Origin of the sequence: Kribbella monticola (assembly GCF_003261635.1) — a bacterium.
Classification (GTDB): domain Bacteria; phylum Actinomycetota; class Actinomycetes; order Propionibacteriales; family Kribbellaceae; genus Kribbella; species Kribbella monticola.
Genome location: NZ_QFXK01000031.1, coordinates 156,346 through 180,406, shown reverse-complemented (window position 1 = coordinate 180,406; position 24,061 = coordinate 156,346). Strand labels below are relative to the sequence as shown.

Sequence of the window (24,061 nt, the reverse complement as noted above, 5' to 3'; positions counted from 1 at the left end):
CTTCGCTGGTGGTGGTCTTGGCTGTCGTCAGGAGATCGACGGCGCGAGGTACGTCAACGCGTAGCTGTCGCCGGCCCGGGTCACGCGGGCGACACCGGGGGAGTCCAGGTGGGCGCCGGCGACGAAGTAGCCCGGCTTGACGAGTTGTTCCAGCAGGGTGGTGCGGGCTTCACGCGCCTGAGTCCGGTCGCCGTCGAATTCCCACGTCACGTGCGGCTGCTCGAACTGCAGCGACGGGACGTGCACCGTGTCGCCCCAGACCAGAAGATGCCCGGTGCTGCTCTCGACGTCGTACACGGTATGGCCGGGCGTGTGGCCTGCGGTCGGGACGGCTGTCAGCCAGCTGGTGATGGGAATCTCGGCGTCGATCGGTACGACGCGGTTGCGGATCGGCTCCAAGCGGCCGGCGAACACCGCCGTGTCACCGGCTCCGATCCACACCCGCTCAAGTCGCGGGAACGCCTCGGAACCGTCCGGTGTGATCAGCCCGTGGACGTGATCGCCGTGGCGGTGAGTGATGGCGACGTCGATGATGTCGTCACGCTCGATGCCCGCCTCGGTCAGGGCGTCGTAGAGCGATCCCATCGTGGGGTCCAAGGCGTTGGATGCGCCGGTGTCGACGAGCACGGACTGGATGCCGTCGGTGATGTAGAAGGCGTTGACAGACAGCCGCAAGTTGCCGGCGGCAAGGGGGACGGTATCCGGGAGCGGGTCGAGAGGGCTGCCGGATTCGTCCAGCAGCTGCGTCGGCGGTACGTCGAGGTAGCCGTCCCGCAGGCAAACCACCTGCAGGTCGCCGAACTCGAAGAGGGCATGAAGGCGACCGCCCGAGATGAAACGCATGGATCCTCCACTACCTGGTCGTCGCCGCTCGCGTCAGACGATGGTCTTAAGGTTGCCTAGGGCAACAACTGCGGATGCTTGCTGGTGTTGCGCTCGCGGTCGGAAGCGGGCGGCTCTGCTCGGGCTCGTGGGGAGCCCGAGCAGAGCAGGCTCAGAGTTCGGTGAGGGCGCCCAGGTTGAGGGCGGTTAGTTGGGGGCGGACGTCTTTGGCTTCGCCGACGACGATGACGAGGAGGCCGTTGGTGCCGACGTAGCGGTTGTAGGCGTCGGTGGCGATCTCGGCGGTGGTGGCGGCGATCTGGGCGAGGTAGGTGTCGGCGAAGTCGAGGGGTACGCCGACGGCGATGTTGCTGCCGACCTGCTGGGCGATGGAGTCGGCCTGTTCGTAGCGCAGGGGAGCGGTGCGGATCAGGCTGTCCTGTGCCTCTTGGACTTCGCGGTCGGTGAGGCCGTCGCGGGCTTCGCGGAGAATGCGCAGTGCCTCGGTGATCGCGGCGCCGGTCACCTCGGTGCGGACGGCGCCGCCGAGGGTGAAGGTGCCGCCCTTGCGGGGTGCGTTGAAGCTGCTGCGGGTGCCGTACGTGTACCCCTTCTCCTCACGCAGCACCGTGTCGACGCGGGACGTGATCGTCCCGCCCACCACGTGGTTCGCGACAGCGGCCGCGCCCCAGATCTCCTCGCGGCGGTCCGGACCCGGGCAGCCGATCAGCAGCTGGCTCTGCACCGAGCCGGGCCGGTTCACCAGTACTACGCGGTCGCCCAGCACGTACTGCGGCTCGGGCACCTCCAAGGCGGGGCCCGCCGAAGAAGTCCAGTCACCGAAAGCGTCGTCGACGATCGCCGCGACCTCCACACCGGTCGCGTCGCCGGCGAACAGGATCTGCGCGCGCGCCGGGCCGACGTTCGCCCGGTAGAACTCGGCCACCTTGGTGTTCGTGAGCGGCCGGATCGTGTCCGGCGTACCGGCGGTCGGTCGCGAACGGCGTACGGACGGATCGAAGAGGTTCGCGGCGAAAGCTTCGCGTGCGCGGTAGCCGGCGTTGGCGCGTTCCTGGTTGATCTCGCCGAGCCGGATCGTCACGTGGCGACCGACGTCCTCGGCGTTGAAGGCGGGCCGGGTGACTGCTTCAGCGAGCAGCTTGACGGCAGGTGCCAGGTGGGAGATCGGCACCGAGATCTCGACGTGCAGCGCGTCGGAACTGACGTCGACCCCGTACGCCGCGCCGTGGCGCTCGAGGGCGGCCGCGAACTCGTTGGCCGACCTGAGCTCGGTGCCTTCGTCGAGCGTGCGCGACATGATCGTCGCGATGCCCTCGAGCTCACGGGGCTCCGCGAACAGCGGCAACGCGATCGTGACACGCACAGTGGCGACGTACTGTCCGGGGCGGTCGAAGACGTGCACCGGCGTGCCGGCCCGCGTCGTCGTCGTGGTCGACAGCGGGAACTTCCAGGGCCGCGGCGGGGCGACCGAGGGCGGTGTGGTCAAGGCCTGGCTGGTCATTCCTGCTCCCCTGCGTTGCTACGGCGGTACGTCACCTGGGCGCGGCCGCCGGCGCGGATCCACTTCGCGGCGGCTTGCTGGACCTGCTCGGCGGTGACGGCGCGAATCTCGTCGATCCTGGTGTTGATTCTGTTCGGGTCGCCGAACAGCAAGGCGTGGTGCGAGATCTCGTCGGCGCGGCCGGAGCAGGTCGCCAGTTGCTCGAGCCAGTCGCGCTCGTTCTGCGCCTGCACCGTGGCGAGCTCGTCCTCGGTGACGCCGTGCTCCGCGAGCTTCTCGATCTCCTCGACCAGCGCGTCCTCGACCTTCTGCAGGTCGACGTCGGCCGACGCGATCCCGGTCAGCGTCCCGAACGAGACGCCACCGATCAGCGGCAACGCGCCGCCGGACACCGACTGCGCGATCTGCTCGTCGCGCACGAGCCGGCGGTTGAGCCGCCCGCTCTGGCCGGCGGCCAGTACGTCGAGCGCCAGCGCCGCGGCATCCAGCTCGGGCGTGCCGTCGACCGGGAGCCGGAACATCATCGTGATCAGGTCGGACGGAACGTCCTCGACCACGTCGTCGCGCAGTACTTCGGTGAGCGGGCCGATCGTGCCGTCCGGCGCCGGTGGTGGCGCCGGGATCGCCGGGATGTGGCCGAAGTACCGCTTGGCGGCGTCGAACGCGTCCTCTTCGGAGACGTCACCGACGATCGTCAGTACGGCGTTGTTGGGGCCGTAGTGCTTCCGGAAGAAGGCGTGCACGTCCTCCAGCGCGGCCGCGTCCAGGTCGGCCATCGACCCGATCGTCATGTGCGCATACGGGTGGTCGGCCGGAAAGAGCAGCCGGACGAGCCGCTCGTACGAATCGCCGTACGGGCGGTTGTCGTAGCTCTGCCGCTTCTCCTCCTTCACCACGTCGCGCTGGTTGTCCAGGTTCTCCTGGGTGACCGCGTCGAGCAGGTAGCCCATCCGGTCGGCCTCGAGCCAGAGCGCGAGGTCGAGACCGCCGCTCGGCAAGGACTCGAAGTAGTTGGTCCGGTCGAAGAAGGTCGTCGCGTTCAGACTCGCGCCCGCGGTCTCCAGCAGGCTGAAGTGCTGACCGGACTCGACGTTGCGCGAGCCCTGGAACATCAGGTGCTCGAAGAGGTGCGCGAAACCGGTCAGGCCGGGCGGCTCGTGCCGCGATCCCACGTCGTACCAGAGGTTCACAGCGACGATCGGCACGGCCTTGTCCGAGCTGACGACCACACGCAGACCGTTGTCCAACGTCTGCTCGGCAAGGGGATAGTTCAGCGGCATGCCGCCACCCTACGTGCTGCGCCGCAGCCACCCCATCCGCGTTCGCCGCGGGCTGAGCGTTCGGTCGCCCCGGCCTGAGCGTTTAGGTATTTGAACGCTCAAGAGGTCTTTGGTCCCTAGCCGCGAGGGCCCATTGTTACCTAGCGTTACCGGCAGTGGTGCTCGCGGAGGGGTGCGCACCGCGGAACGGGAGGCAAGGACATGCAGTTCACTTCACAGTTCGTACCGTGGCGCGCAGCGATCGGGGCGACCGTCGTCTCGGTGCTCGCACTCGGTCTCGCGGGCCTGGCCCACTCGGACAACAACGTCCACACGACCGACGTCGGTACGTACACCAACAATGCCGCCGCGCCGAACAGCACGTCTCCCTGAGTTGGTCACAGCGCGGTTGTAGCTGCGGGGGGTGACCTGACATCAGGTGAGGGCGGCGGGGAGGGGGGCCGCCCTCACCTGATGTCGTCCCGCAGCAGATCGATTGCTGCCTGGCGATCCTTGACCCGGAGCTTGCGCAGTACTGACGAGACGTGGACCCGGATCGTGGTCGGCGACAGGAACAGCCGCTTCGACACCTCGTCGGTGGTCAGACCGTCGCCGAGCAGTTCCATCACCTCCCATTCGCGGGAGGTCAAACGGGCCGCGACCTTCGGCTTGTGCCCGAGTCGCGGCCGGCCGGGGGAGCGGAACTCGTCGAGGATGCGGGCAACCAGCGTCCGCGGGATGGCGGCCTCCCCGGACAGTACGCCGCGCAGTGCCGCCGGAAGCCGCGCGGGATCGGTGTCCTTGAGCAGGTAGCCGGCCGCGCCGGCCCGGAGCGAGTCGAACAGGTCGGCGTCCTCGCGGGACACGGTCAGCATCACGATCGCCACGTCCGGGAGCAGTCTGCTGATCTCTCCAGCGGCACGGATCCCGTTACCCGGCATATGAATGTCGAGCAGCACGACGTCGGGCAGGTGCTCCTGCGCCAGCCTGACCGCGGCCGGAGCAGTGGCGGCCTCGGCGCACACTTCGAAACCGCCCGCCTCCAGCGCTTCCCGGATCCGGGCCCGCAGCTGCGGATGGTCGTCCGCCATCACGACGCGGACCGGCTCGCTGGTCACCATGTGACTGTCACCGTGGTTCCGTGTCCCGGCTCGGAATGCAGGTCGAAGGTTCCCGGCAGAGCCTCGGCGCGTTCCCGCATGCTGACGAGGCCGAACTCACCGCGCCGCGGCGTCCGTACCTCCGTGTCGAAGCCGGCACCGTCGTCCGACACCACCAGGAAACAACCGGTCTTGCTCCGGCCGAGTCGCACGGTGACCTTCTCGGCACGCCCGTGTCGTACACCGTTCAGCGTGGCCTCCCGAGCGATCCGCACCAGGGCATGACTCTGCGACGGGTCGACGGAGATCGAGTCGTCGAGTTCCAGCTCCAGTACGACGTCGTGCCGCTCGGCGATCTGCGCGACAGCGCGGCGCAGTACGGCGCTGAGCGCTTCGTCGCCGGTGCGGCTGAGCGTCTCGACCAACTCCCTCGCCTCGTCCACCGCGCGCTCGCTGGCTGCCCGGATCCGGTTCACCCGTGACTCGTCGACCGTCTCGAACGCTGCGACCTCCGACCGGATGTAGGCCAGCTCCTGCAGCACTCCGTCGTGCAGTTCGCGCGCAAGCCGGCGACGGTCCGCCGCGACCGCAGTCTGTGCTCTGGACGTCCAGTACTTGCTGATCTCGCGGCCTGCGGCGATCAGCAGCAGGAGATAGCAACCGGTCCGTAGTACGTCACCGCTGTACAACCAGTCGGGCTGATTCGAGGGAAAGAGCAGGTAGTTCAGCCGGGCGAGCGCACCAAGGACACAAGCAGGCCCGAGCCACCGCAGCAGTACGTCGTTCCTCCCGCGTGCCTGTACTGCGAACGCTGCCGCCGCCACAGCGAAGCAGACCAGCGTCAGTAGTTGGGCAACGAGGAGCGCCGGATGTCTGCTGCTTGACGCAGCCATTCCTTCACCGGGCACCCCGAGGTCACCCCTTCTGGGCAGGTGCTGCTGCTGCGACAGGACACCGACGGTCAAGACCGTCACCGCCACGGCAACCGGCGCGAGGGCCCATCGTCGCCAACCGGGCCAACTGGCCACGCGGTGCGGCAGCAGGGCCGCCGCAGTGATCAGCGCAGTCCCGAGTACACGCATCGAGGGCGGCAACCAGAGATCCAGTACGCCGGATCTGTCGTCCTGCACCAAGGACAGAAGCAGTAGCACATTCGCGGCGCCTAGTAGTGCGAGCCCCTGCAGCAGCAACAAGTCCTGCCATCGGTTGGCCCGCAGGAACCGTCCGTAGACGAGGTAGGCGAGCAGAAGAGCGACACAGGCGTCGACCGTCTCCAGCACCAGGTGCCACGCCGCGCTCTGGTATCCGAGGATGCGCTCCGGTCCCACCACCACGATCGCCGTGGCGATCGCTCCGGCAACTCCCACCCCGAGGGTGACCGTCGCGGGATCCACCTTCCGGACCAGCACGACCGTCTGTCCCCGCGCGGCCAGATCGCTCATGATCACCGACCGTACGCCCATCGCACCCGAGCGCGACAGATCTGGACCAGATTTCGGCGTCCGGAGCACCAGACGAGTCAAGTGTTTGATCGAGAATTCTGACAACGTCGGCGGCCTGCTGGAGTCTGGTGGCCGTGCTGAGGCTGACCTAACGTGTGCCGCGTCAAGCTCACTTCAGGGAGGGGATCCGCTCGTGAGAGACATCCGTAGATCGTTGTATGCGGCATCAGGTGCGGTGGCGCTGGTCGTCACCGCCCTGGCCGTTCCGGTGAACGCCGGGGCAGGGGTGACAACCGTGGCCGGGGGAAACACGGAGTACTTGGTGCTGGTCAAGGCAGGCGCGGACCATGCGCAGGCATTGGCGGCGGTGCAGGCGGCCGGCGGGCAGGTGACGAAGGAGAATCGCAACCTTGGCACGATGACGGTGCGGGCTGCCGACACCGGGTTCAGCACCCGCGTCGCGGCGTCCGCGGTGATCGAGGGCGCAGCTCGCAGCCAGGTGATCGGGAAGCTGCCGCAGAGCAAGCCGACCGTGATCGAGCAGGAGCACCTCGGCGCGGCCGCCGCGGGTGCGAAGGTCACGGCCAAATCTGTTGCCAGAGGCATGGATCCGCTGGACGCCCAGCTCTGGGGGTTGCGGATGGTGCGCTCAGATCTGGCCCGCACGGTGCAGCCGGGCAAGAAGGCGGTCAAGGTCGGCGTACTGGACTCCGGTATCGACGCGCGCAACCCGGACATCGCGCCGAACTTCGACTGGAACCTGTCCCGCAACTTCGCCCCGGACCTGCCCGAGATCGACGGCCCGTGTGAGTTCCGCGGCTGCGTCGACCCGGTCGGCTGGGACGACAGTGGGCACGGTACGCACGTCGCCGGCACGATCGGCGCCGCGGCGAACGGGCTCGGTGTGTCCGGTGTCGCTCCCGGTGTGACGCTGGTGGAGATCCGCGGTGGCCAGGACAGCGGCTTCGTGTTCCTCGGGCCGGTGACCGATGCGCTCACCTATGCGGGTGACGTCGGGCTGGACGTGGTGAACATGTCCTTCTACGTCGACCCGTGGCTGTACAACTGCCAGAACAACCCGGCGGACAGTCCGGAAGCGCAGATCGAGCAGCGCACCACGATCGCCACGATGCGGCGCGCACTGGACTACGCGCACGACAAGGGCGTCACGCTGGTCGCTGCCCTCGGCAACAACCACGAGGACCTCGGCAAGCCGCGGCCCGACATCAGCAGTCCCGACTTCCCGGCCGGTACGGCGTACCCGCGGACGATCGACAACTCGACCTGCCTCGATCTCCCGGTCGAGGGGCCGCACGTCATCGGTGTCTCCGCGCTCGGCCCGTCCGGCAAGAAGGCCGACTACTCCAACTACGGGCTCGAGCAGACCGACGTGTCCGCACCGGGCGGCTTCTTCCGTGACTACTTCGGTACGCCGCAGTTCCGCACCAACGAGAACCTGATCCTGTCCACCTACCCGGTGAACGCACTGCAGGTGCAGGGGCTCGTCGACGCGGCAGGCGAGATCACACCGGCCGGCGTCGCGGGTGGCGTACAGAAGCAGTGTCCTGCCGGGGTGACCGACTACACCGGTTGTGGCTACTACAACTGGCTGCAGGGGACGTCGATGGCGTCACCGCATGCGACAGGTGTTGCTGCGCTGATCGTCAGCGAGTACGGGAAGAAGGGGCCGCACGGCTCGTTCGGACTGTCGCCGGACCGGGTGCAGCAGATCCTGCTCGGCTCTGCGCAGCACCGCGCCTGCCCGGTGCCGCCGCTGGTCAGCTATGTGAACGAAGGAAGGTCCACCGAGTTCGACGCGCTCTGTGAGGGCGACCGGACCTTCAACGGCTTCTACGGCAACGGCATCGTCGACGCCTGGGCCGCGGTCACGCGGTACTGACAGCCGGTACTACGTACGCAAGGCCCGGTGACTGGTTCGCCGGGCCTTGCGGCTTGCGCTGTCTAGCCCGAGATGTAGTTGGAGAGTTGCTCGCGCTCGAACTCCAGCTCGCCGATCCGGGTCTTCACCACGTCGCCGATGCTGACGATGCCTGCCAGGGCGCCGTCCACGACGACCGGGACGTGCCGGATCCGTCGATCGGTCATCAGCCGCATCAGGTTGTCGACCAGGTCGTCCGGCGTACAGGTGTGCACCTCCGGCGTCATGATCGCGCTCACCCGGACGTCGCCCGCGTCCGGCGTACGGTTCAGCAGCCGCACGACGTCGCGCTCGGAAACGATGCCCGCCACGGACGATCCGTCCGGGCTGACGACGAGGGCACCCACGTTGTGCTCGGCCAGCAGCGCGAGTAGTTCGGTAACCGTGGCTTCTGGGGAGATGGTGACGACCTGGTTGCCCTTACCGCGCAATACGTCGTTGATCTTCACGGAGCCTCCTGATGATCGAACCAATACCCAAAGGTAGCGAATCCGGGCCGCGAACGGCAGGTCTGGCAGAATGCGGATCGTGACCGCCGCTTGTCCCGCCCGCCGGAGCCGTGGCCGCACTCAGTCACGCCCGGTGACCGAGTGAGCGGGCGCACGGTGACGGGGTGAGCTGGCACGTGGTGACCAGGTGAGCTGGCGCGCGGACCTCGCCGTACTGCGTCATCGCGACGTACGGATCTTCGTCTCGGCCAGGTTCGTCTCGCTGATCGGCAACTCGATCGCGCCGATCGCCTTGGTCTTCGCGGTGCTCGACGTGTCCGACAAGGCCAGCGCGGTCGGCGGAGTACTGGCCGCCCGCAGCATCCCGAACGTGGTGCTCCTGCTCGTCGGCGGCGTCATCGCGGACCGGCTGCCGCGGCACCTGGTGCTCGTCGTCGCCAACACGGTCAGCGGATTGACGCAGGCGCTCGCGGCGGGCCTGGTGCTGTCCGGGCACGCCCAGATCTGGCAGCTCGCGGTGATCGAGGCGGTGAACGGGATCGCCTCGGCATTCGTGATGCCGGCGATGACCGGCATCCTGCCCTCGATCGTCGATCGGGACGAGTTGCCGCAGGCAAACGCCATCTCCGGCTTCGCCCGATCGGTCGCGGTGATCGGCGGTGGCGCGGTCGCCGGGGTGATCGTCGGGTTCGTCGGGCCTGGGTTCGGGCTCGCGGTGGACGCGGTCTCGTTCGTCTTGGCAGCGCTGCTCATCTCCCGGCTGACGCTGCCGCACATCGAGCGGGTGCGGTCCTCGATGATCGAGGACCTGCGGGTCGGCTGGACCGAGTTCGTCTCCCGGCAGTGGGTCTGGGTGATCGTGCTGTCGTTCGGCCTGCTCAACATGATCTTCAGCGCCTGCTACTCCACCCTCGGCCCGGTGATCGCCAACAACACCTTCGGTCGCACGGGCTGGGGCGTCGTCAGCGCGTGTTTCGGCGCCGGATTGATTGCCGGCGGCATCGTGATGATCCGGCTGAAACCGCGGTATCCCTTGCGGATCGGCATGTTCGGCGTACTGCTGACCGCGCCGATCTTCGTCTGCCTCGCCCTCGCCCCGAACACGATCGCGGTCGCCGCGATGGCGTTCGTGGTCGGCATCGGCTTCGAGATGTTCGGCATCGGCTGGGAGACCGCGCTGGGTCAACACGTCCCGATCGACAAGCTGTCCCGCGTCTCGTCGTACGACATGCTCGGCTCCTTCGTCGCGATCCCCGCCGGCCAACTCGCCGTGGGCTACGTGGCGGCGCTGGTGAGCGTCAAGGCGGTCGAGCTGTACGGCGCAGCCATCCACATAATCCTGGTCTTCCTGACACTCGCAGTCCCGTCGGTCTGGCGCCTGCAACGCCAGTCTGAGGCGAGTTAGGCGCTTCTAGCGGCCAATCAGAGAGGCGACCAGCTGGTCATCACGAGCCTCGACGGGGTACATCGGTGCCTCGTATGTAACCTTGCGGGTACGTACCCAGGCGGTTACATTAGCGATATGGACGTGGTGCTGCACGCGTTGGCGGACGAGAGTCGGCGGACGGTTCTGGAGATCCTGCGCGATCATCCGGCGAGCGCGGGGGAGTTGGCCGAGGCGCTTCCGATCGCCCGTCCGGGTGTCTCCCGGCATCTGCGGGTGCTGCGGGAGGCCGGGCTGATCGACGTACGCCGGGAGGCGCAGCGCCGGATCTACAGCCTCCGTCCGGAGGCGCTCATCGAGGTGGACGAGTGGCTCGCGGGGTATCGCGTGCTCTGGCAGAGCCGGCTCGACGCCCTTCATACAGAGATCGCTCGAGGGAAGAAGGCGCGAAAGTGAACATCATCGGGACGATGCGGGCGCTCGACGAGACCCGCGGCGCGGTGCGCGTCGAGGACATCTACGACACGGACATCGACGACCTGTGGGAAGCGTGTACGACACCGGAGCGGCTCGCGGGCTGGATCGCTGAAGTCTCCGGCGACCTGCGGGTGGGCGGCACGATCCATGCCGTCTTCACCAGCACCTGGACCGGTCCGGGGCGGGTCGAGGTGTGCGACGCACCGCGTCATCTGCTCCTCACCATGCAGCCGGGCACGGACGACGAGTCTCAGATGGAGGCATGGCTGACCGAGGAGGGCTCGAAAACCAGGCTGGTGGTCGAGGAGCGTGGACTGCCGGTGGGCAAGCTGTACCTGCACGGGGCCGGATGGCAGGCGCATCTGGAGGATCTGGGGCGGTCGCTGACAGACGACGCCGGGGCCCACCCCGAGCGCTGGTCGGAGCAGGCTCCGGCACCGGCGTGGCGGCGGCGCTGGGACGAGTTGTCCCCTGCCTACGAAGCGATGGAGATCGAGTGATGTCCGACGACATCAGACTCAGCGGGACCACGGTGAACGCGCCCGACGCGCTCGCCCTCGCGCTCTTCTACGCCGAACTCACCGGCGGCGACGCGTTGGGAAGCGCGCACTGGGCGACCGTCTCCGGACCGAACGGCTGCATCGCCTTCCAGCAGGTCGACGATTTCTGCCCACCGGTGTGGCCCGGTGCCGACGTACCCATGCAGATGCACCTCGACTTCTACGTCGACGACCTCGAGGCAACCGGAGCCCGTGCCGTCGCCGCCGGCGCCACCCGGCTCGACTTCCAGCCGAACTCCGACCACTGCTTCGTGTACGCCGACCCGGCCGGCCACCCCTTCTGCCTGTCCACCTGGGAGCCGACGTAGGAGGTGCGTGGGGAATTACTTCGTGCCGAGCTGGGCGAGTACTTCGTCGTGGAGGCGGCCGTTGGTGGCTACGGCGTTGGGGCCGTTGGGGCCGGGGGTGCCGTCGAGGGAGGTGAAGCGGCCGCCTGCTTCGTCGACGATGATGGCCAGGGCGGCCATGTCGTAGAGGTTGAGTTCCGGCTCGGCCGCGATGTCCACGGCGCCTTCGGCGACCAGCATGTACGACCAGAAGTCGCCGTACGCGCGGGTCCTCCAGCACGAGTCCATCAGGCCGGCGAATTCGTCCTTCTTGCCGAGTTTGTCCCAGCCCTTGAGTGACGAGTAGGACAGCGACGCGTCCTCGAGAGATGAGACGTCGCTGACGCGGCACGGCTGGGCGGACATCAGAGCGCGGCCGGTCCACGCGCCGTCGCCGTACGAGGCCCACCAGCGTTTGCCGAGAGCCGGGGCCGAGACAACGCCGACGACGACCTGGTCCTCGATCATCAGGCTGATCAGCGTGGCCCAGACCGGTACGCCGCGGATGTAGTTCTTCGTACCGTCGATCGGGTCGACCACCCAGCGGCGGACGCCCCAGCCGGTGGTGCCCTCTTCCTCGCCGACGAAGGCGTCCCGCGGCCTGGCCCGGGCCAGCGTCTTGCGCATCACGTCCTCGACCTTGCGGTCGGACTCGCTGACCGGGGTGAGGTCGGGCTTGGTGGCGACGTGCAGGTCGAGCGCCTTGTAGCGGTCCATCGTGGTGGAGTCGGCGTCGTCGGCAAGAATGTGGGCGAGCCGCAGATCGTCGGTGTGCGAGGGCATGGACGGAAGGCTAGCCTGACCGCGGAGCGAGCGGTCGTCCTGTCCGGCAACATTGCGGCAAGGTTACGGCGGCGATTGAACCATCCGGGGTAGTTGAACGTGCAGTTAGTGTCGGGACCAACCAAACTGCAGGAGTCGACATGTTCGAGCGCTTCGGGGACCTTCCGCTCCACGTCCTGGTGATCCATCTGACCGTGCTCGTGCTGCCGGTCGGCGCGCTCACCGCGATCGCGTTCGCGCTCGTGCCGAAGTGGCGCTGGCTGTTGCGCTGGCCGGCGCTGCTGCTCGGGCTCGGCTCGCTCGTGTGTGCGTTCGTCGCCAAGAAGAGCGGTGAGGCCTTCGTCGCGGCGGTCCCGCAGCTGAATCAGCTGGTGAAGGTGCACCGTGACCGAGGCAACCTGCTGTTCCTCTTCTGCATCGTCTTCGCCGTCGTGGCTGTGGCGGCGTTCCTGGTGCTGTCCGGTCCGTCCGCGCTCGCGAGCGGCAAAGGCAGCAAGGAGACCAAGAGCCGGCCGCTCGAACTGCTGGTGAGTGCGGTCGTCGTGGTGATCGGCATCGTGGTCATCTACCAGACCATCCGTACCGGCGATGCCGGCGCGAAGGCGGTCTGGAACGGCCAGCTCCCGGCGAAGTAGACGCCCGTACTACGACGCCCGTACTGCGATGCCCGTACTGCGACGCCCGTACTACGGCACCCGTACTGCGACGCCCGTACTACGGCGAAGGTGTCTCGACGTCGCGGCCTTCGCGGCTGGCCAGCAGCCGGCGGAAGGACGCGACCCGCTCGGCGTCGACCCGGCCCTCGGCGACGGCCTCGTCCAGCGCACAGTTCGGCTCGGTCTCCGAATGCGTACAGCCGCGCGGGCAGTCCCGCGCCTCGTCCGCGAGGTCACCGAACGCGTTGATCAGCTGGTCGGGCTGCACATGGGCCAACCCGAACGACCGGATCCCAGGTGTGTCCACGATCCAGCCGCCTTCGGGCAGCCGGAGCAGCAGCGCGCTGACCGACGTATGCCGACCGCGACCGGTGTTGTCGTTGACCACACCGATCGCCCGATTGGTCCCCGGCACGAGCGCGTTCACCAGCGTCGACTTGCCGACGCCCGAGTGCCCGACCAGCACACTGGTGCGATCCAGCAGCTGCTCGCGGAGGTCGCTCAGATCCCCGTCGCGCTGGGTGGCGACGGACTCGACGCCGAGCGGCCGGTAGATCGACAGCAGATGGTCGGGGTCCGCGAGATCCGTCTTCGTCAGGCAGAGCAGCGGTCGCATACCGGCGTCGTACGCGGCGACCAGGAAGCGGTCGATCAGTCTGGTCCTGGGCTCGGGATTGGCCACCGAGACGACGATGACGAGTTGATCCGCGTTCGCCACCAGCGGCCGCTCGATCGGGTCGTCGTCGTCCGCGCTGCGCCGCAGCAGCGTCTTGCGGGGGAGCACCTCGACGATCCGGGCCAGCGTGCCCTCGTCGCCGCTGGAGTCGCCGTCGAGTTTGACCAGGTCGCCGACTATGACGCCCTTGCGGCCGAGCTGGCGGGCCTTCATCGCCGTCACCACCCGGTCGCCTTCGCCGACCCAGCAGGTGTACCGGCCGCGGTCGCGGGTGATCACGAAGCCGGTGACGGCATCGTCGTACGCCGGACGGTCCTTCGTCCGCGGCCTGGTCCGGCGCTTGGGCCGGTCGTATTTGGCTTCCTCGTCGTACCGCGACATCAGCTCACCAGCGCCGACCAGAGATCCGGGAACTCCGGCATCGTCTTCGCGGTGGTACCGATGTTCTCGATCGCGAGTCCGTCCACCACCAGCCCGACCACGGCGGCCGCGTGTGCCATCCGATGATCGTGATAGGTGCCGAAAAGCCCACCGTGCAAGGGTTTCGGCCGGATCTCCAGGCCGTCGGCGGTCTGGTTGACGTCGCCGCCGAGCGCGTTGAACTCGGTCTCCAGCGCCGCCAGCCGATCCGTCTCGTGGTTGCGCAGATGGGCGATGCCGCGCAGGTACGACGGTCCGTCGGCGAGCACCGCGACGGCCGCGAGCACCGGCGAGAGCTCGCCCACCTCGCTCAGGTCGAGGTCGACGCCCTGGACCCGGCCGGTCCCGCGCACGGTGAGGCCGTCCTGCGAAAGCGACACGTCGGCGCCGAAGCGGGTGAAGATCTCGGGAAGCTGTCCACCGGGCTGGGTGGTCTCGGTCGGCCAGCCGGTCACGGTCACGGACCCGCCCGTGACCACAGCCGCGGCCAGGAAGGGCGCCGCGTTGGACAGGTCCGGCTCGATCGCGGTGTCGAGGGCGCGAATGGGGCCGGGGGCAACGACCCAGCGGTTCGGCTCGCTGTCGTCGACGTGGACGCCGCGCTCGCGCAGCATCGCCACGGACATGTCGAGATGTGGCTGGGACGGCACCGGTTTGCCGTCGTGCCGCAGGTCCACGCCCTGGTCGTACCGGGCTCCGGCGAGCAGCAGAGCGGAGACGAACTGGCTCGACCCGGATGCGTCGAGGGTCACCTTGCCGCCGCGAACCGAGCCGGACCCGTTCACGGAGTACGGCATCCGGCCCGTACCGGCATCGTCGATCTGTACGCCGAGGGTGCGCAGTGCGCCGAGGATGACGTCCATCGGGCGCTCGCGGGCATACGGGTCGCCGTCGAAGGCGACGACTCCGTCGGCCAGCGCGGCCACAGGTGGCACGAATCGCATCACCGTGCCGGCCAGACCGCAGTCGACGGACGCCGGACCCTTGAGTGAGCCAGGCGTCACCGTGACCAGCCCGTCGCGCTCGCTGATACCGACGCCGAGGGAGATCAGCGCGGAGCGCATCAGCGAGGTGTCGCGAGCGGCGAGCAGGCCGGACAGCGTCGACGGGCCGTCGGCGATCGCGGCGAGGATCAAGGCCCGATTGCTGATCGACTTGGAACCGGGCACGGTGACCCGCCCGGTGACCGCTCCCTCGGGGCGCGGCGCCGGCCAGCCCTCGGTGATCCCCATCTCACTCCTTCAGCTCGGTGCTACCACCCCGAGCCTATCGGGAGCCCGCTGGCACTTCCGCCCTTGGCCGCAGCGCAGCCGGGCGAGGTGTCAGGTGAAGGGGAGTTCCGCCTTGGCGGCGTGGGCAGCGAGCTTGGCCTCGCGGCGGGCGGTGCGCGCGAACTGCTTGGTCTCGCGCTTGGCGAGCTTCCCGGCCCGCTTCGTCTCCCGCTTGACCGCCTTCGTGCCGTGGCTGGCCCGCCAGGCCACACCGGGCTTGCCCTCGGTGTCCACCGCGGCCAGCAGCAGGCCCCCCATCAGGCCCAGGTTCTTCATGAACTGGATCTTCTGGGTGGCCCGCGCCGCCTTGTCGGTCTCCTGCCAGAAGCTGTGGCCGGCCAGCGTGGTGGGCACCAGCGAGGCGGCGAGCAGCGTCGCGCCGAAGCGTCGGCCCTTGCCGCTGGCGAGTGCGAGGCCGCCGAGCACCTGGGCAGCACCGTTCAGCCGCACGAGGTTCGCCGTACTGTCGGGCAGCCGGTCGCCGACCTGGGCGGGCGCCACCTTCTTGATCATCGGCACCATGCGGTCCGTCACCGGCTGCGCCTTCGCCACGAGGGGCTCCGGAGAGCGGGCTGCCTTCGCGCCCTGCACGATGAAGATGGTCGACAACAACGGCCTGGCCAGCGCACGCACGACAGTCATGGCTCCTTCTTACCTCGTCCGACAACCTGAACGGCACATCAGGGGGTACCGGTGTGTCTTGTACCCACTGTTAAATCGGGCAGCCGTCCGGTCCACAGGCGTCGGCATCCGAGCCGCCGGGAGTAGTGATCAGAGTCACCGGCTGCCGATCGGCGGCGGCGCGGCGGAGCGCCTCGGCGAACACCTCGACCGGCTGAGCGCCGCTCACGCCGTACTTCTGGTCGATCACGAAGAACGGCACCCCGTTCGCGCCGTACGCGAGGGCCTGCGCCTGATCGGCCGCGACATCGTCCGCGTACTCCGAACCGGCGAGCACCTCCGCCACCTGTACTTCGGGTAGGCCGACCTCCACGGCAAGGCGGGTCAGGGTCGCGTGGTCACCCATCGGCAGCCCCTCGGTGAAGTAGCCCCGCAGGAACCGCTCCTTCAGCCGGCCCTGCGTGTCGGCCGGGGCCTCGCCGGCCTCGGCCAGTTCGCGGGCCAGGTGCAGAACGCGGTGCGCGTCGACGGTGTTGGCCGCCTTCGCCACGTCGAGGTGGAACTCCAGCCCGACCTCTGCCGCGATCCCGGTCACTCGCTCGTTCGCCTGCAGCCCGAACTCCCGGCCGCCACCGAACTTCTCGCCCAGCCTGGTCGCCAGGTCCCGCTCGTCGTCGTTCGTCGCCGACGGATCCAGCTGGAAGCTGTGCCAGACGACCTCGGCCTGCTCGCCGGACTTGGCCAGGGCTTCCTCGAGCCGCCGCTTGCCGATGTAACACCACGGGCACACCACATCGGACCAGACATCAATACGCATGTTGAATGCCAACTGGCCGCCCCGGGGAGGTATTCCCCGGGGCGGCCGGCCGGTGCTAGCTCAGTGCGCTGCCTTCTCGATCAGCTTGGTGACGGTGCCGGGCTCGGAGATCATCACCAGGTGCGAGGCGCCGGACACCTTGACGATGTGGGCGCCGGCCCGCTCGGCCATGAACTGCTCACCGGCCGGCGCGATCGCCTTGTCACCGGACGGGACCAGCGCGTACTTCGGCAGGCTGCCCGGCGCGGACTTGGCGACCGTCTCACCGAAGACCGCGGCGGCGACGGGTCGCTGCGAGGCACCCAGTACGGCGGCCTCACGGGCCGGGAGATCCGCGGCGAACACGGCGCGGAACGACTCCGGCTTCATCACGAGGTCGGCCCCACCGGCGTACGTGATGGTGTTGGTCGTGTCGGGACCGATCTCGCTGCCCGGGAACTGCGCGTTGAGGGCCCCGATCGTCTCGCCGGCCTGCGGGATGAAGGCCGCGACGTACACGAGCGACTTCACGCCGGGCGTCCCGGCGAGTTCGGTGATCAGCGCACCGCCGTACGAGTGGCCGACGAGCACCTTGGGGCCGGGGATGCTTGCGAGGACTCCCGTCAGGTAGGTGGTGTCGGTGGCGATACTGCGCAGGGGGACCGCCGGTACGACGACCTTGTAGCCGTCACGCTGCAGGCGCTTGGTGACGCCTGCCCAGCTGCCGCCGTCGGCGAACGCTCCGTGCACCAGGACGATGGTCGGCTTCGGGTCCTTCGGGTGGGCGACTGCGGTGGTGGCGCCGGTGACGAGCAGGGCGGCGCTGGCGGCAACGGCCAGGATGCGGCGGATCATGAGTTGGCTCCGGTCTTCTCAACTGCGGTGGCGATGAAGGCGGCGACGGCCGCGGGCTGGGAGACGGCCACGGCGTGCGAGCCGTCGAGCTCGATCGTGGTCGAGTTGCTGCGAGCGGCCATCTTGCGCTGGCCGTCGGGGTGGATGGCCTGGTCACCGGTGGCGACCAGGGTGAAGGACGGCAGCCGCTTCCAGCTGGCCGGGCCGGCCTTCTCCTCGAACGCGGCGGCCGCGATGGGGCGCTGGGTGCGAGCGCCGATCTCGTTGTCGGCGACGTCGGCCGCGAACAGCTTCGGGTAGGCGTCGACGGCGATGCTGAGCCACGGCTCCTCGCCGCCGTCGCCGGTCGGCAGCAGGTGCGGTACCAGGCCGGAGGCGAAATCGTTGGCCGGGAACGAGCCGAGCAGGTCCTGCAGGCTCTCGCCTTCGTCGGGCGAGAAGGCCGCGACGAAGACCAGCCCGGTGACGTTGTCCGCCTGGTTCGCGGCGGTGGTGATCACGGCGCCGCCGTAGGAGTGGCCGACCAGGACGACCGGGCCGTCGATCTCGCGGACCTGGGCAGCGATCCGGCTGCCGTCGAGGCCGGGGCCACGCAGCTCGTTGGCCAGGGCGAGGGCCGGGATGCCGCGGCTCTTCAGTTCGCTGATCACGCCGTTCCAGGCCGACGCGTCGGCGAACGCGCCGTGCACCAGGACGACGGTGGGGGTGGTCTCACTCATGGTCTGTTTCCTCGATCTCGTCTGCGGGTTTCTGTCGGTTTTCCGGCACCGCAAGGAAACCGCGGAAACACGCGTCGGCGGATCGACCGAACAGCGGAACTCGTCAGACCGCGCGGCGGCCGGCGGACCGCCTGCCGCACCCGAATCTCATGCGTTTGGGGGAGACCCGAACCGTTCCAGCACCAGCCGGGTGAGCTGGACCCGCGAATTGACCCCGAGCTTGCCGAACGCGGCGCGCAGATGGGTGCCGACCGTACTCGCCGAAAGCACCAGTTCCTCCGCCGCCGACCGGTTCGTATGCCCCTCCGCCACCAGCAGCGCCACCCGGCGCTCCATCGGTGTGAGCGCCTCCCACCCGGTGTCAGGACGATGCTGTACTGCGGCCCACCGGCGTCGGCGTACTCCTGCTGCCTGCAGCACGGCCTGGACGCGACCGGCCGCACTGGTCGCCCCGTGTGCGGTGTAGGACTCCAGCGCTCGCTCCAGCGTCGCTACACCGGTTACACGGTCGCCGTGCTGCAGCTCGGCCCGCCCGTACAGTTCCTCGGCCCTTGCCAACAGCAACGGCCTGGTGGTCTCTCGCAGGAGCTCTACCGCCTCCGCCAGGTTCCTTCGGTCGCCCTCGTTGTATGCGGCAACCAGTTGCGCAGCGCCACGGAAGCCCGGCGCGGGAGTCGCGTCGGCTTGCTCGGCAAGCAGGTCTGCCGCTGCCTTCGCGCTGCCCGGGTCGGTGACGGCAGCCTGCACCAAGACCTCTGCACGCTCCGGAAAGTCCAGCGGTACTACGAGCAGGCGCGCCGCTGCGCTCGTGTCGCCGTCCGCGATTGCCAGCAGAGCCCGGATGCCGTCGTCGGCGCCTGCCTGCTCCCGGGCCTCGGACAGGTGACCCCTGAAAAGCGCCACCAGGGCAAGGACCTGCCGGGCGATCGGCTCGACCGAATGATCGTGCAGCTCCGCCATCCAGCGCAGCGCTGTCGTCGCCGCGTCGGCCGCGTCGAGAAGGTTGCCTGCGGCAAGTTCGAGTCGCGCACGGAGTACCGACAGGTGCGGGGCCAGCCAGGAGTCGCCTGCGGTCAGCAGCTCGCCCAGTCGCTTGAGCGCGCCGTCGAGATCGTCGACCTGGGCTCGGCAGAACAACTCGGCCAGCTCGATCCGGAGTACAGGTGGGCTGCCCACCTCCGCCGTCGCGGTCGTCCGGGCCTGAGCGTAGTGGTCCCGTGCAACGCCGTACCGGCCGTCTGCCTGGGCTGCCGCTCCTGCGGCGAGGAGCTGTACTGCGCGAGCTACTGGGTCGTCCGTCTGGAAGGGGTGCTCCACGCCGGCCAGGACGCGGTACGCCGCGAGGCGATCGGCTAGATGCGGGGCAGCGCCCTCGATAGCGAGGGCAGCCGGGTCCAGCTGGCCGGTGGCCCATTGCTGGGGAGCCAGCCTGAGCCGGACCGATGCTTTGAGGTCTGATGAGACAGGGCCTTGGAGCAGCACGGATCCGCTCAGTAGGTCATCGGCGAAGGCCTTGGCATCGTCGTACCGGCCGCCGCGCAGCAGGATCTCGACGACATCCTCGCCGACCTCACTGCGCAGCGGGTGGTCCGCCGGAGTGAGCTCGAACGTCTGCTGGATCACCTTGATGGCTGTGATCGACATAGTGGCCAGTAGCTCCTGCGCGGCCTTCCGTAGCGTGCCGATCGCCTGTACGTCACCCGGTGCAGCAGTAGCCAGCAGATGGGGTGCTGCAGCGGCTGGACCACGCCCGGTCGCCAGTAGCTGGTTCGCGATCGCCCTGTGCAAGGCCCGCTGAGCAGAAGGCGGCACCTCAGCCAGTACTGCGGAACGCAGCAACTCGTGTCGGAAGGACACTGTGGCGCCGCCGTCGGCCAGGAGTCCGGCGCGGATCGCCTCGTCCAGAGCGCCCGCCAGCTTGGCGATCGACTCCCTCATCAGGTCGGCCACGTCCTCCAGCCGGAACTCGCTGCCGAAGACCGCCGCCGTACGCAGCAGGTCGCGGCACAGCTCCGAAGTGCTGGCCGTCCTGCGCCGGACGCCTTCCACCAGGCCATCGGGGAGACCCTCGTCGGTCAGGTAGAGCCCGGCGATGAGCTGCTCCGCCAAGAAGGGAACGCCCTGTACGCCGCCGAGTCGCACGGACAGACTCGGGTCCACCGGGGCATTCAGCCGGTCGGCAGCCAGCTCCAGGACAGCGTCGGTGCTGAGTGGGGCGAGCTGGATCGCGTGCACCGGGACCTGATCACGGACGGCCTCGATCAGTTGGTCGGTCATGCCACCTGGAGCGGGTCTGGTTGCCAGCAGCCACATCACCTTGCACTCGGACAAGCGGGCGATGACGACACGCAGTACGAAGCTTGTCAGCGGGTCGGACCACTGGGCGTCGTCCAGGACGACTAGTGCGACCACGCCCTCCAGACGGCGGTTGATGAGGTCGGCCAGCCGCTCTGCGAGCCACAGTGGCTGGCCGTTGAGCGCAGCGAGCTCCAGGAAGTGCTCCGTGCTGACCAGCGGCTCAGGGCCGACGCGGAGGGCCGGTGCAAGAGACGCGAGCGGGCTGATGTCGTCTGTCTGGTGAGCGGCCGCAGTGGCGACCAGTACGCCCTGTCGCTCGGCTTGCTCGACCGCGGCTCGCAGTAGGGCCGACTTACCGATACCCGGCTCGCCGGTGACCACTGCCAGCGACGCCTTGCCGTCCGTGGCCGTCCGCAACGCGTCCAGCAGACGGCCGAGCTCGGCCGAGCGCCCACGCAGCGGGTCCATGAGCACTTTCTACCAGGTCAGGTACAGCGTCGGAGGGCGAGAAGTGCGTAGGCACGCGCGCAGTGGAGCATGTCGGCTAGTGCGACGTGCTCATCGACCGCGTGGGCGTAGCGGACGTCGCCTGGGCCGTACTGCAATGTGGGGATGCCTGCGCTCGTGTACTGGCGGAGGTCCGACCCGTACGGACCGCCCATCACGTCGGGCGTCTCGTCGGCGCCGGCATCACCTGCCGCCCGCAAGATGTCGTCGAGCAGCGGGTCGCCCTCCGGCAGCAGGCCGGACGCGAAGACGCCACCTGGCCAGCTGACCTGGACCGGGTGATCGCGCAACCACGGGTCTTTGGCGCAGGCCTCGGCAATGGCCTGCTCGAACGCCAGCCGCGCCTCGGCGACCGGCTCACCCAGCCGTACGCCGTACCGGCCCTCCGCCACGAGCAGGTCGGGCACGGTGCTGGCCCAGTCGCCGGCGTGGACAGTGCCGACCGACAACGGGTTCGCCAGGTCGAGGTGCTTCAGCAGTGGATGCGGATCGCGGTTGCGCTCGGCCTCCAGTGCCTGCAGTGCGTGGTGGATCGGCTCGAACTTCTCGATCGCGCTGACGCCTCGGGTCCTGGTCGAGCCGTGCGTGGCCAGACCGGTGAGCTCCAGGCGGAAGGTGAGCGAGCCTGCGTTCGCCGGGATCACGCCGCCGGCGGTCGGCTCCGCGATCAGGCAGGCCTCACCGGTGTGACCGCGCTTCAGCGTCGCGAACGCGCCGACGCCGCCGTCCTCCTCACCCACCACGGTGTGCACAGCCAGCGGCTTCTTCAAGGTGACGCCGGTGGCAGCGATCGCGGCGACGGCTCCGAAGATGGCGGCGACGCCTGCCTTCATGTCACAGGTGCCGCGGCCCCACATGATGCCGTCGGCGATGCGCGCCGAGAACGGATCGCCGTCCGGCCACAGACTCGGATCGCCTGTCGGCACGACGTCCGTGTGACCGTTCAGGATCAGGCCGGGCGTTGTTGTGTCGCCGAGGGTGCCCACGCAGCCCCACGCCTCGGTGCGCTCGACCTCCATACCAGGGAAGTCTGCGTCGGCGGTGATCTCTGGCAGGTCGATCTCCCAGTGGTCGACCGTCAGCCCCAGGTCATGCAGCCGGTCCGCACACCAGGCCTGGACGTCGACCTCGGCCGCGGTGCCGTCGACGCTGGGAATGCGGATCAACGTCCGCAGGTCCTCGACGATCCGCTCGTCGTCGACGGCGGCCAGCACGGCCTGTTCGATCTCGGAGGTCATCTCTCGGTCTCCCGCTCCATCGGCCGACGGTCGGCTGCACCCTACACGCGTCCCACCGGTCTGCGGCACCCACCGAACGGCCGTCAACCGGCCTGCCCGATCGGGGGACGAAATCCACCCGATCAGCCGACAACACCGCTACGTGATCGCTGTCACTCTTCGTGATGACGGTCCGTCCTGGACCGGAGCGAACGCAAACTTCGGATCCCCTTTCGGGGAGAGGAGAACCATCATGCGGAACAAGAAGAAGATCATCCTGGCGGGCGTCGCCGTAGCCGTCATCGGCGCCGGCTCAGCCTTCGCCTACTGGAGCACCAGCGGCTCCGGTACCGGCTCGGGCGCCACGTCGGCGGGCGCAAGCAACCTCGCCATCACGCAGTCCACCGTGTTCAACGACTTCTACCCGGGCGACTCGGCCCAGACGATCAGCGGCACCGTCAAGAACAACGCCACGAACAGCGCGTACGTCACCAGCGTCACGGTGAGCATCGCGAGCGTGACCCAGGCCGCGGGCGCCGTTGGAACGTGCGACTCCAGCGACTACACGCTCGCCACACCGGTCATGCCGGTCGCAAGCGACATCGCGGCGGGTGGATCGCATGGCTTCACCGGCGCGACGTTGAAGTTCAACAACAAGCTCGACGCCAACCAGGACGGCTGCAAGGGCGCGACGGTCAACCTGTCCTACGCCGCCAGCTGATCGACTCGGATGTTCTCGGGGGCCGGGTGGGGGGAGCTCGCCCGGCCCGTGAACGCCGCTGTGTTTCCACGTCCAACCAGCCGAAAGGAGTGAGGTGCAGATGTCGCCCAGGCGCGTGTTACCCGCCTTTCGGTCTGCCAATGCCGCCACGAAACTTTTCCTGGCCGGGGTGCTGTTGCTGCTGACCGCGGCCGGTGTCGCGTACGGCGCGCAGCCGGCCAAGCCAGGCATCACGCTCGGGATCTCACCCGCCAGCCAGTCCATCACCCGAGGCACGGCCGCCACCTACACCGTGGCGATCACCTCGACCGGAGGTTTCACCGGCAAGGTGAACCTGACCGCGACCGGTGTGCCCAGCGGAACGACAGCGGCCTTCAGCCCGTCCTCCGTCACGCTGACCTCAGGTAGTAGCGGGACATCGACCCTGACCATCAGCACGACGTCGAGTACGCCGATCGCGTCGAGCACGATCACAATCAAGGGCGTGAGTGGCAGTGTTACCGGCGCAGTCTCGGCCGGCCTGACGGTCAACGCGCCCTTGTCGAGCGCCTTGTCGATGAGCGCGACGCCAGCTTCGGTCACGATGGCGCCAGGCTCCACAGCTGTGTTCACAGTCCAGCTGACTCGTACGAACCTCCCCGGCTCGGTCAACTTCGCAGTACTAGGCGGTCTGCCCTCTGGGGCGAAGGCCACCTTCACTCCGAACCCGACGACCGGGAACTCTTCATCACTGCAGATCACCACACCCGCCACGGCGTCCGACGGCAGCTTCACCTTGTACCTGGTGAGTTCCGGCAAGGACCCGGGCGGCACCACGCGGTACGCCTATGCGAGCGTCGGTTTGGTCATTGCGAAGTCGGGCAGTCCGTTCACCATCTCGGGAAACCTGCCGGGCGTATTGGCACCCGGCTTGTCCAGCACGCTGGATCTCACGCTGGCGAATCCGAACAAGAAGCCGCTGTCCGTCACCAACCTGACCGTGACGGTGAAGACGGTGACCCGTACGGCGTACGCGGTCTCTCACAACCAGCCTTGTACGACGGCGGACTACGCGGTCACGCAGTACAGCGGCTCTTATCCGCTCACTGTCCCAGGCAACGGCAGTGCATCACTGTCCAGCCTAGGTGTCAGCACCTCTGCCCGACCAAAGGTGTCCATGCTCAACACCGCTGTGAACCAGGACGGCTGCAAGGGCGCGACTCTGACGCTCGCCTACTCCGGCTCAGGACAGGGGAGCTGAA

The 24,061-nt window shown here is 68.5% G+C and carries 24 protein-coding genes; 9 read left to right on the top strand and 15 right to left on the bottom strand.

What is annotated here, in order from left to right:
• Positions 1 to 27: 27 nt before the first annotated feature.
• From DIZ26_RS20235 to DIZ26_RS20225, 3 genes are all read right to left on the bottom strand, one after another.
• Positions 28 to 843 carry an MBL fold metallo-hydrolase gene (locus DIZ26_RS20235; RefSeq protein WP_112243765.1) on the bottom strand — a complete coding sequence of 272 codons (816 nt, stop codon included), beginning with the start codon at positions 841 to 843 and terminating at the stop codon, positions 28 to 30.
• Positions 844 to 994: 151 nt separating this feature from the next.
• A complete protein-coding gene (locus tag DIZ26_RS20230; RefSeq protein WP_112243763.1) occupies positions 995 to 2,344 on the bottom strand; it encodes a M16 family metallopeptidase in 1,350 nt (449 codons plus the stop codon).
• The gene (locus DIZ26_RS20225) at positions 2,341 to 3,624 is read right to left on the bottom strand and encodes a M16 family metallopeptidase (protein WP_112243761.1); all 1,284 of its coding nucleotides are present in this window, start codon (positions 3,622 to 3,624) and stop codon (positions 2,341 to 2,343) included. Before DIZ26_RS20225 ends, DIZ26_RS20230 begins: the two co-directional genes overlap by 4 nt.
• 201 nt (positions 3,625 to 3,825) lie before the next feature.
• On the opposite strand from DIZ26_RS20225, the gene DIZ26_RS37505 reads away from it, so the two are divergent.
• Positions 3,826 to 3,996: a hypothetical protein gene (locus DIZ26_RS37505; RefSeq protein WP_157979766.1), complete on the top strand. Its 171-nt coding sequence runs from the start codon at positions 3,826 to 3,828 to the stop codon at positions 3,994 to 3,996.
• A gap of 74 nt (positions 3,997 to 4,070) precedes the next feature.
• On the opposite strand, the gene DIZ26_RS20220 is transcribed toward DIZ26_RS37505, so the two are convergent.
• Both DIZ26_RS20220 and DIZ26_RS20215 read right to left on the bottom strand, forming a co-directional pair.
• On the bottom strand, positions 4,071 to 4,724 hold the full coding sequence (locus DIZ26_RS20220) for a response regulator (protein WP_112243759.1): 654 nt from the start codon (positions 4,722 to 4,724) through the stop codon (positions 4,071 to 4,073).
• Positions 4,718 to 6,145 carry a sensor histidine kinase gene (locus DIZ26_RS20215; RefSeq protein WP_157979765.1) on the bottom strand — a complete coding sequence of 476 codons (1,428 nt, stop codon included), beginning with the start codon at positions 6,143 to 6,145 and terminating at the stop codon, positions 4,718 to 4,720. The genes DIZ26_RS20220 and DIZ26_RS20215 overlap by 7 nt, the downstream gene beginning before the upstream one ends.
• Before the next feature lie 193 nt (positions 6,146 to 6,338).
• Between DIZ26_RS20215 and DIZ26_RS20210 the strand changes: the two genes are divergently transcribed.
• Entirely contained in the window at positions 6,339 to 8,045 is a 1,707-nt protein-coding gene (locus tag DIZ26_RS20210) for a S8 family serine peptidase (protein ID WP_112243755.1), read from the top strand.
• Between the two features lie 62 nt (positions 8,046 to 8,107).
• Here the strand turns inward: DIZ26_RS20210 and DIZ26_RS20205 are convergent, their stop codons facing one another.
• Positions 8,108 to 8,533: a CBS domain-containing protein gene (locus DIZ26_RS20205; RefSeq protein ID WP_112243753.1), complete on the bottom strand. Its 426-nt coding sequence runs from the start codon at positions 8,531 to 8,533 to the stop codon at positions 8,108 to 8,110.
• A gap of 187 nt (positions 8,534 to 8,720) precedes the next feature.
• Here DIZ26_RS20205 and DIZ26_RS20200 point away from each other — a divergent pair, with 187 nt between their 5' ends.
• The 4 genes from DIZ26_RS20200 to DIZ26_RS20185 all read left to right on the top strand — a co-directional run bounded on the left by DIZ26_RS20200 (position 8,721) and on the right by DIZ26_RS20185 (position 11,262).
• The gene (locus DIZ26_RS20200; protein WP_112243751.1) at positions 8,721 to 9,938 is read left to right on the top strand and encodes an MFS transporter; all 1,218 of its coding nucleotides are present in this window, start codon (positions 8,721 to 8,723) and stop codon (positions 9,936 to 9,938) included.
• 117 nt (positions 9,939 to 10,055) lie between these two features.
• Positions 10,056 to 10,373: an ArsR/SmtB family transcription factor gene (locus DIZ26_RS20195; protein ID WP_112243749.1), complete on the top strand. Its 318-nt coding sequence runs from the start codon at positions 10,056 to 10,058 to the stop codon at positions 10,371 to 10,373.
• A complete protein-coding gene (locus DIZ26_RS20190) occupies positions 10,370 to 10,894 on the top strand; it encodes an SRPBCC domain-containing protein (protein ID WP_232828473.1) in 525 nt (174 codons plus the stop codon). The genes DIZ26_RS20195 and DIZ26_RS20190 overlap by 4 nt, the downstream gene beginning before the upstream one ends.
• Complete coding sequence (locus DIZ26_RS20185) at positions 10,894 to 11,262, top strand: VOC family protein (protein ID WP_112243747.1); 369 nt, start codon at positions 10,894 to 10,896, stop codon at positions 11,260 to 11,262. Before DIZ26_RS20190 ends, DIZ26_RS20185 begins: the two co-directional genes overlap by 1 nt.
• A 15-nt stretch (positions 11,263 to 11,277) precedes the next feature.
• Here the strand turns inward: DIZ26_RS20185 and hisN are convergent, their stop codons facing one another.
• On the bottom strand, positions 11,278 to 12,063 hold the full coding sequence (gene hisN / locus DIZ26_RS20180) for a histidinol-phosphatase (protein ID WP_112243745.1): 786 nt from the start codon (positions 12,061 to 12,063) through the stop codon (positions 11,278 to 11,280).
• Between the two features lie 140 nt (positions 12,064 to 12,203).
• Here hisN and DIZ26_RS20175 point away from each other — a divergent pair, with 140 nt between their 5' ends.
• Positions 12,204 to 12,698, top strand: coding sequence for a DUF2231 domain-containing protein (locus DIZ26_RS20175; protein ID WP_112243743.1), 495 nt, complete (start codon positions 12,204 to 12,206; stop codon positions 12,696 to 12,698).
• A 79-nt stretch (positions 12,699 to 12,777) separates the two neighbouring features.
• Here DIZ26_RS20175 and rsgA read toward each other — a convergent pair whose 3' ends face one another.
• The 8 genes from rsgA to DIZ26_RS20135 form a co-directional block, all read right to left on the bottom strand.
• The gene (gene rsgA / locus DIZ26_RS20170) at positions 12,778 to 13,776 is read right to left on the bottom strand and encodes a ribosome small subunit-dependent GTPase A (RefSeq protein WP_112243741.1); all 999 of its coding nucleotides are present in this window, start codon (positions 13,774 to 13,776) and stop codon (positions 12,778 to 12,780) included.
• Entirely contained in the window at positions 13,776 to 15,047 is a 1,272-nt protein-coding gene (gene aroA, locus DIZ26_RS20165; RefSeq protein WP_112243739.1) for a 3-phosphoshikimate 1-carboxyvinyltransferase, read from the bottom strand. The genes rsgA and aroA overlap by 1 nt, the downstream gene beginning before the upstream one ends.
• Positions 15,048 to 15,137: 90 nt before the next feature.
• Entirely contained in the window at positions 15,138 to 15,728 is a 591-nt protein-coding gene (locus DIZ26_RS20160) for a DoxX family protein (protein ID WP_112243738.1), read from the bottom strand.
• Positions 15,729 to 15,798: 70 nt separating this feature from the next.
• Entirely contained in the window at positions 15,799 to 16,524 is a 726-nt protein-coding gene (locus tag DIZ26_RS20155; RefSeq protein ID WP_112243737.1) for a DsbA family oxidoreductase, read from the bottom strand.
• Positions 16,525 to 16,584: 60 nt separating this feature from the next.
• Positions 16,585 to 17,358 (bottom strand): alpha/beta fold hydrolase, encoded by a 774-nt coding sequence (locus DIZ26_RS20150; RefSeq protein ID WP_112243736.1) that lies wholly within the window; start codon positions 17,356 to 17,358, stop codon positions 16,585 to 16,587.
• A complete protein-coding gene (locus tag DIZ26_RS20145) occupies positions 17,355 to 18,077 on the bottom strand; it encodes an alpha/beta fold hydrolase (protein ID WP_112243735.1) in 723 nt (240 codons plus the stop codon). The genes DIZ26_RS20150 and DIZ26_RS20145 overlap by 4 nt, the downstream gene beginning before the upstream one ends.
• Before the next feature lie 147 nt (positions 18,078 to 18,224).
• Positions 18,225 to 20,843 (bottom strand): ATP-binding protein, encoded by a 2,619-nt coding sequence (locus DIZ26_RS20140; protein WP_112243734.1) that lies wholly within the window; start codon positions 20,841 to 20,843, stop codon positions 18,225 to 18,227.
• Positions 20,844 to 20,860: 17 nt separating this feature from the next.
• Positions 20,861 to 22,120, bottom strand: a complete 1,260-nt coding sequence (locus DIZ26_RS20135) for an ArgE/DapE family deacylase (RefSeq protein WP_112243733.1) — start codon at positions 22,118 to 22,120, stop codon at positions 20,861 to 20,863.
• Positions 22,121 to 22,352: 232 nt separating this feature from the next.
• Between DIZ26_RS20135 and DIZ26_RS20130 the strand changes: the two genes are divergently transcribed.
• A complete protein-coding gene (locus tag DIZ26_RS20130) occupies positions 22,353 to 22,820 on the top strand; it encodes a hypothetical protein (protein ID WP_112243732.1) in 468 nt (155 codons plus the stop codon).
• A gap of 169 nt (positions 22,821 to 22,989) precedes the next feature.
• Positions 22,990 to 24,060 (top strand): COG1470 family protein, encoded by a 1,071-nt coding sequence (locus tag DIZ26_RS20125; protein ID WP_198676183.1) that lies wholly within the window; start codon positions 22,990 to 22,992, stop codon positions 24,058 to 24,060.
• The last annotated feature ends 1 nt before the right edge of the window (position 24,061 follow it).

Coding starts and splice junctions, on each gene's coding strand:
- DIZ26_RS20235 (WP_112243765.1), bottom strand. CDS start 843: ATGCGTTTCATCTCGGGCGGTCGCCTTCATGCCCTCTTCGAGTTCGGC.
- DIZ26_RS20230 (WP_112243763.1), bottom strand. CDS start 2,344: ATGACCAGCCAGGCCTTGACCACACCGCCCTCGGTCGCCCCGCCGCGG.
- DIZ26_RS20225 (WP_112243761.1), bottom strand. CDS start 3,624: ATGCCGCTGAACTATCCCCTTGCCGAGCAGACGTTGGACAACGGTCTG.
- DIZ26_RS37505 (WP_157979766.1), top strand. CDS start 3,826: ATGCAGTTCACTTCACAGTTCGTACCGTGGCGCGCAGCGATCGGGGCG.
- DIZ26_RS20220 (WP_112243759.1), bottom strand. CDS start 4,724: ATGGTGACCAGCGAGCCGGTCCGCGTCGTGATGGCGGACGACCATCCG.
- DIZ26_RS20215 (WP_157979765.1), bottom strand. CDS start 6,145: ATGAGCGATCTGGCCGCGCGGGGACAGACGGTCGTGCTGGTCCGGAAG.
- DIZ26_RS20195 (WP_112243749.1), top strand. CDS start 10,056: ATGGACGTGGTGCTGCACGCGTTGGCGGACGAGAGTCGGCGGACGGTT.
- DIZ26_RS20185 (WP_112243747.1), top strand. CDS start 10,894: ATGTCCGACGACATCAGACTCAGCGGGACCACGGTGAACGCGCCCGAC.
- hisN (WP_112243745.1), bottom strand. CDS start 12,063: ATGCCCTCGCACACCGACGATCTGCGGCTCGCCCACATTCTTGCCGAC.
- DIZ26_RS20175 (WP_112243743.1), top strand. CDS start 12,204: ATGTTCGAGCGCTTCGGGGACCTTCCGCTCCACGTCCTGGTGATCCAT.
- rsgA (WP_112243741.1), bottom strand. CDS start 13,776: ATGTCGCGGTACGACGAGGAAGCCAAATACGACCGGCCCAAGCGCCGG.
- aroA (WP_112243739.1), bottom strand. CDS start 15,047: ATGGGGATCACCGAGGGCTGGCCGGCGCCGCGCCCCGAGGGAGCGGTC.
- DIZ26_RS20160 (WP_112243738.1), bottom strand. CDS start 15,728: ATGACTGTCGTGCGTGCGCTGGCCAGGCCGTTGTTGTCGACCATCTTC.
- DIZ26_RS20155 (WP_112243737.1), bottom strand. CDS start 16,524: ATGCGTATTGATGTCTGGTCCGATGTGGTGTGCCCGTGGTGTTACATC.
- DIZ26_RS20150 (WP_112243736.1), bottom strand. CDS start 17,358: ATGATCCGCCGCATCCTGGCCGTTGCCGCCAGCGCCGCCCTGCTCGTC.
- DIZ26_RS20145 (WP_112243735.1), bottom strand. CDS start 18,077: ATGAGTGAGACCACCCCCACCGTCGTCCTGGTGCACGGCGCGTTCGCC.
- DIZ26_RS20140 (WP_112243734.1), bottom strand. CDS start 20,843: ATGGACCCGCTGCGTGGGCGCTCGGCCGAGCTCGGCCGTCTGCTGGAC.
- DIZ26_RS20135 (WP_112243733.1), bottom strand. CDS start 22,120: ATGACCTCCGAGATCGAACAGGCCGTGCTGGCCGCCGTCGACGACGAG.
- DIZ26_RS20130 (WP_112243732.1), top strand. CDS start 22,353: ATGCGGAACAAGAAGAAGATCATCCTGGCGGGCGTCGCCGTAGCCGTC.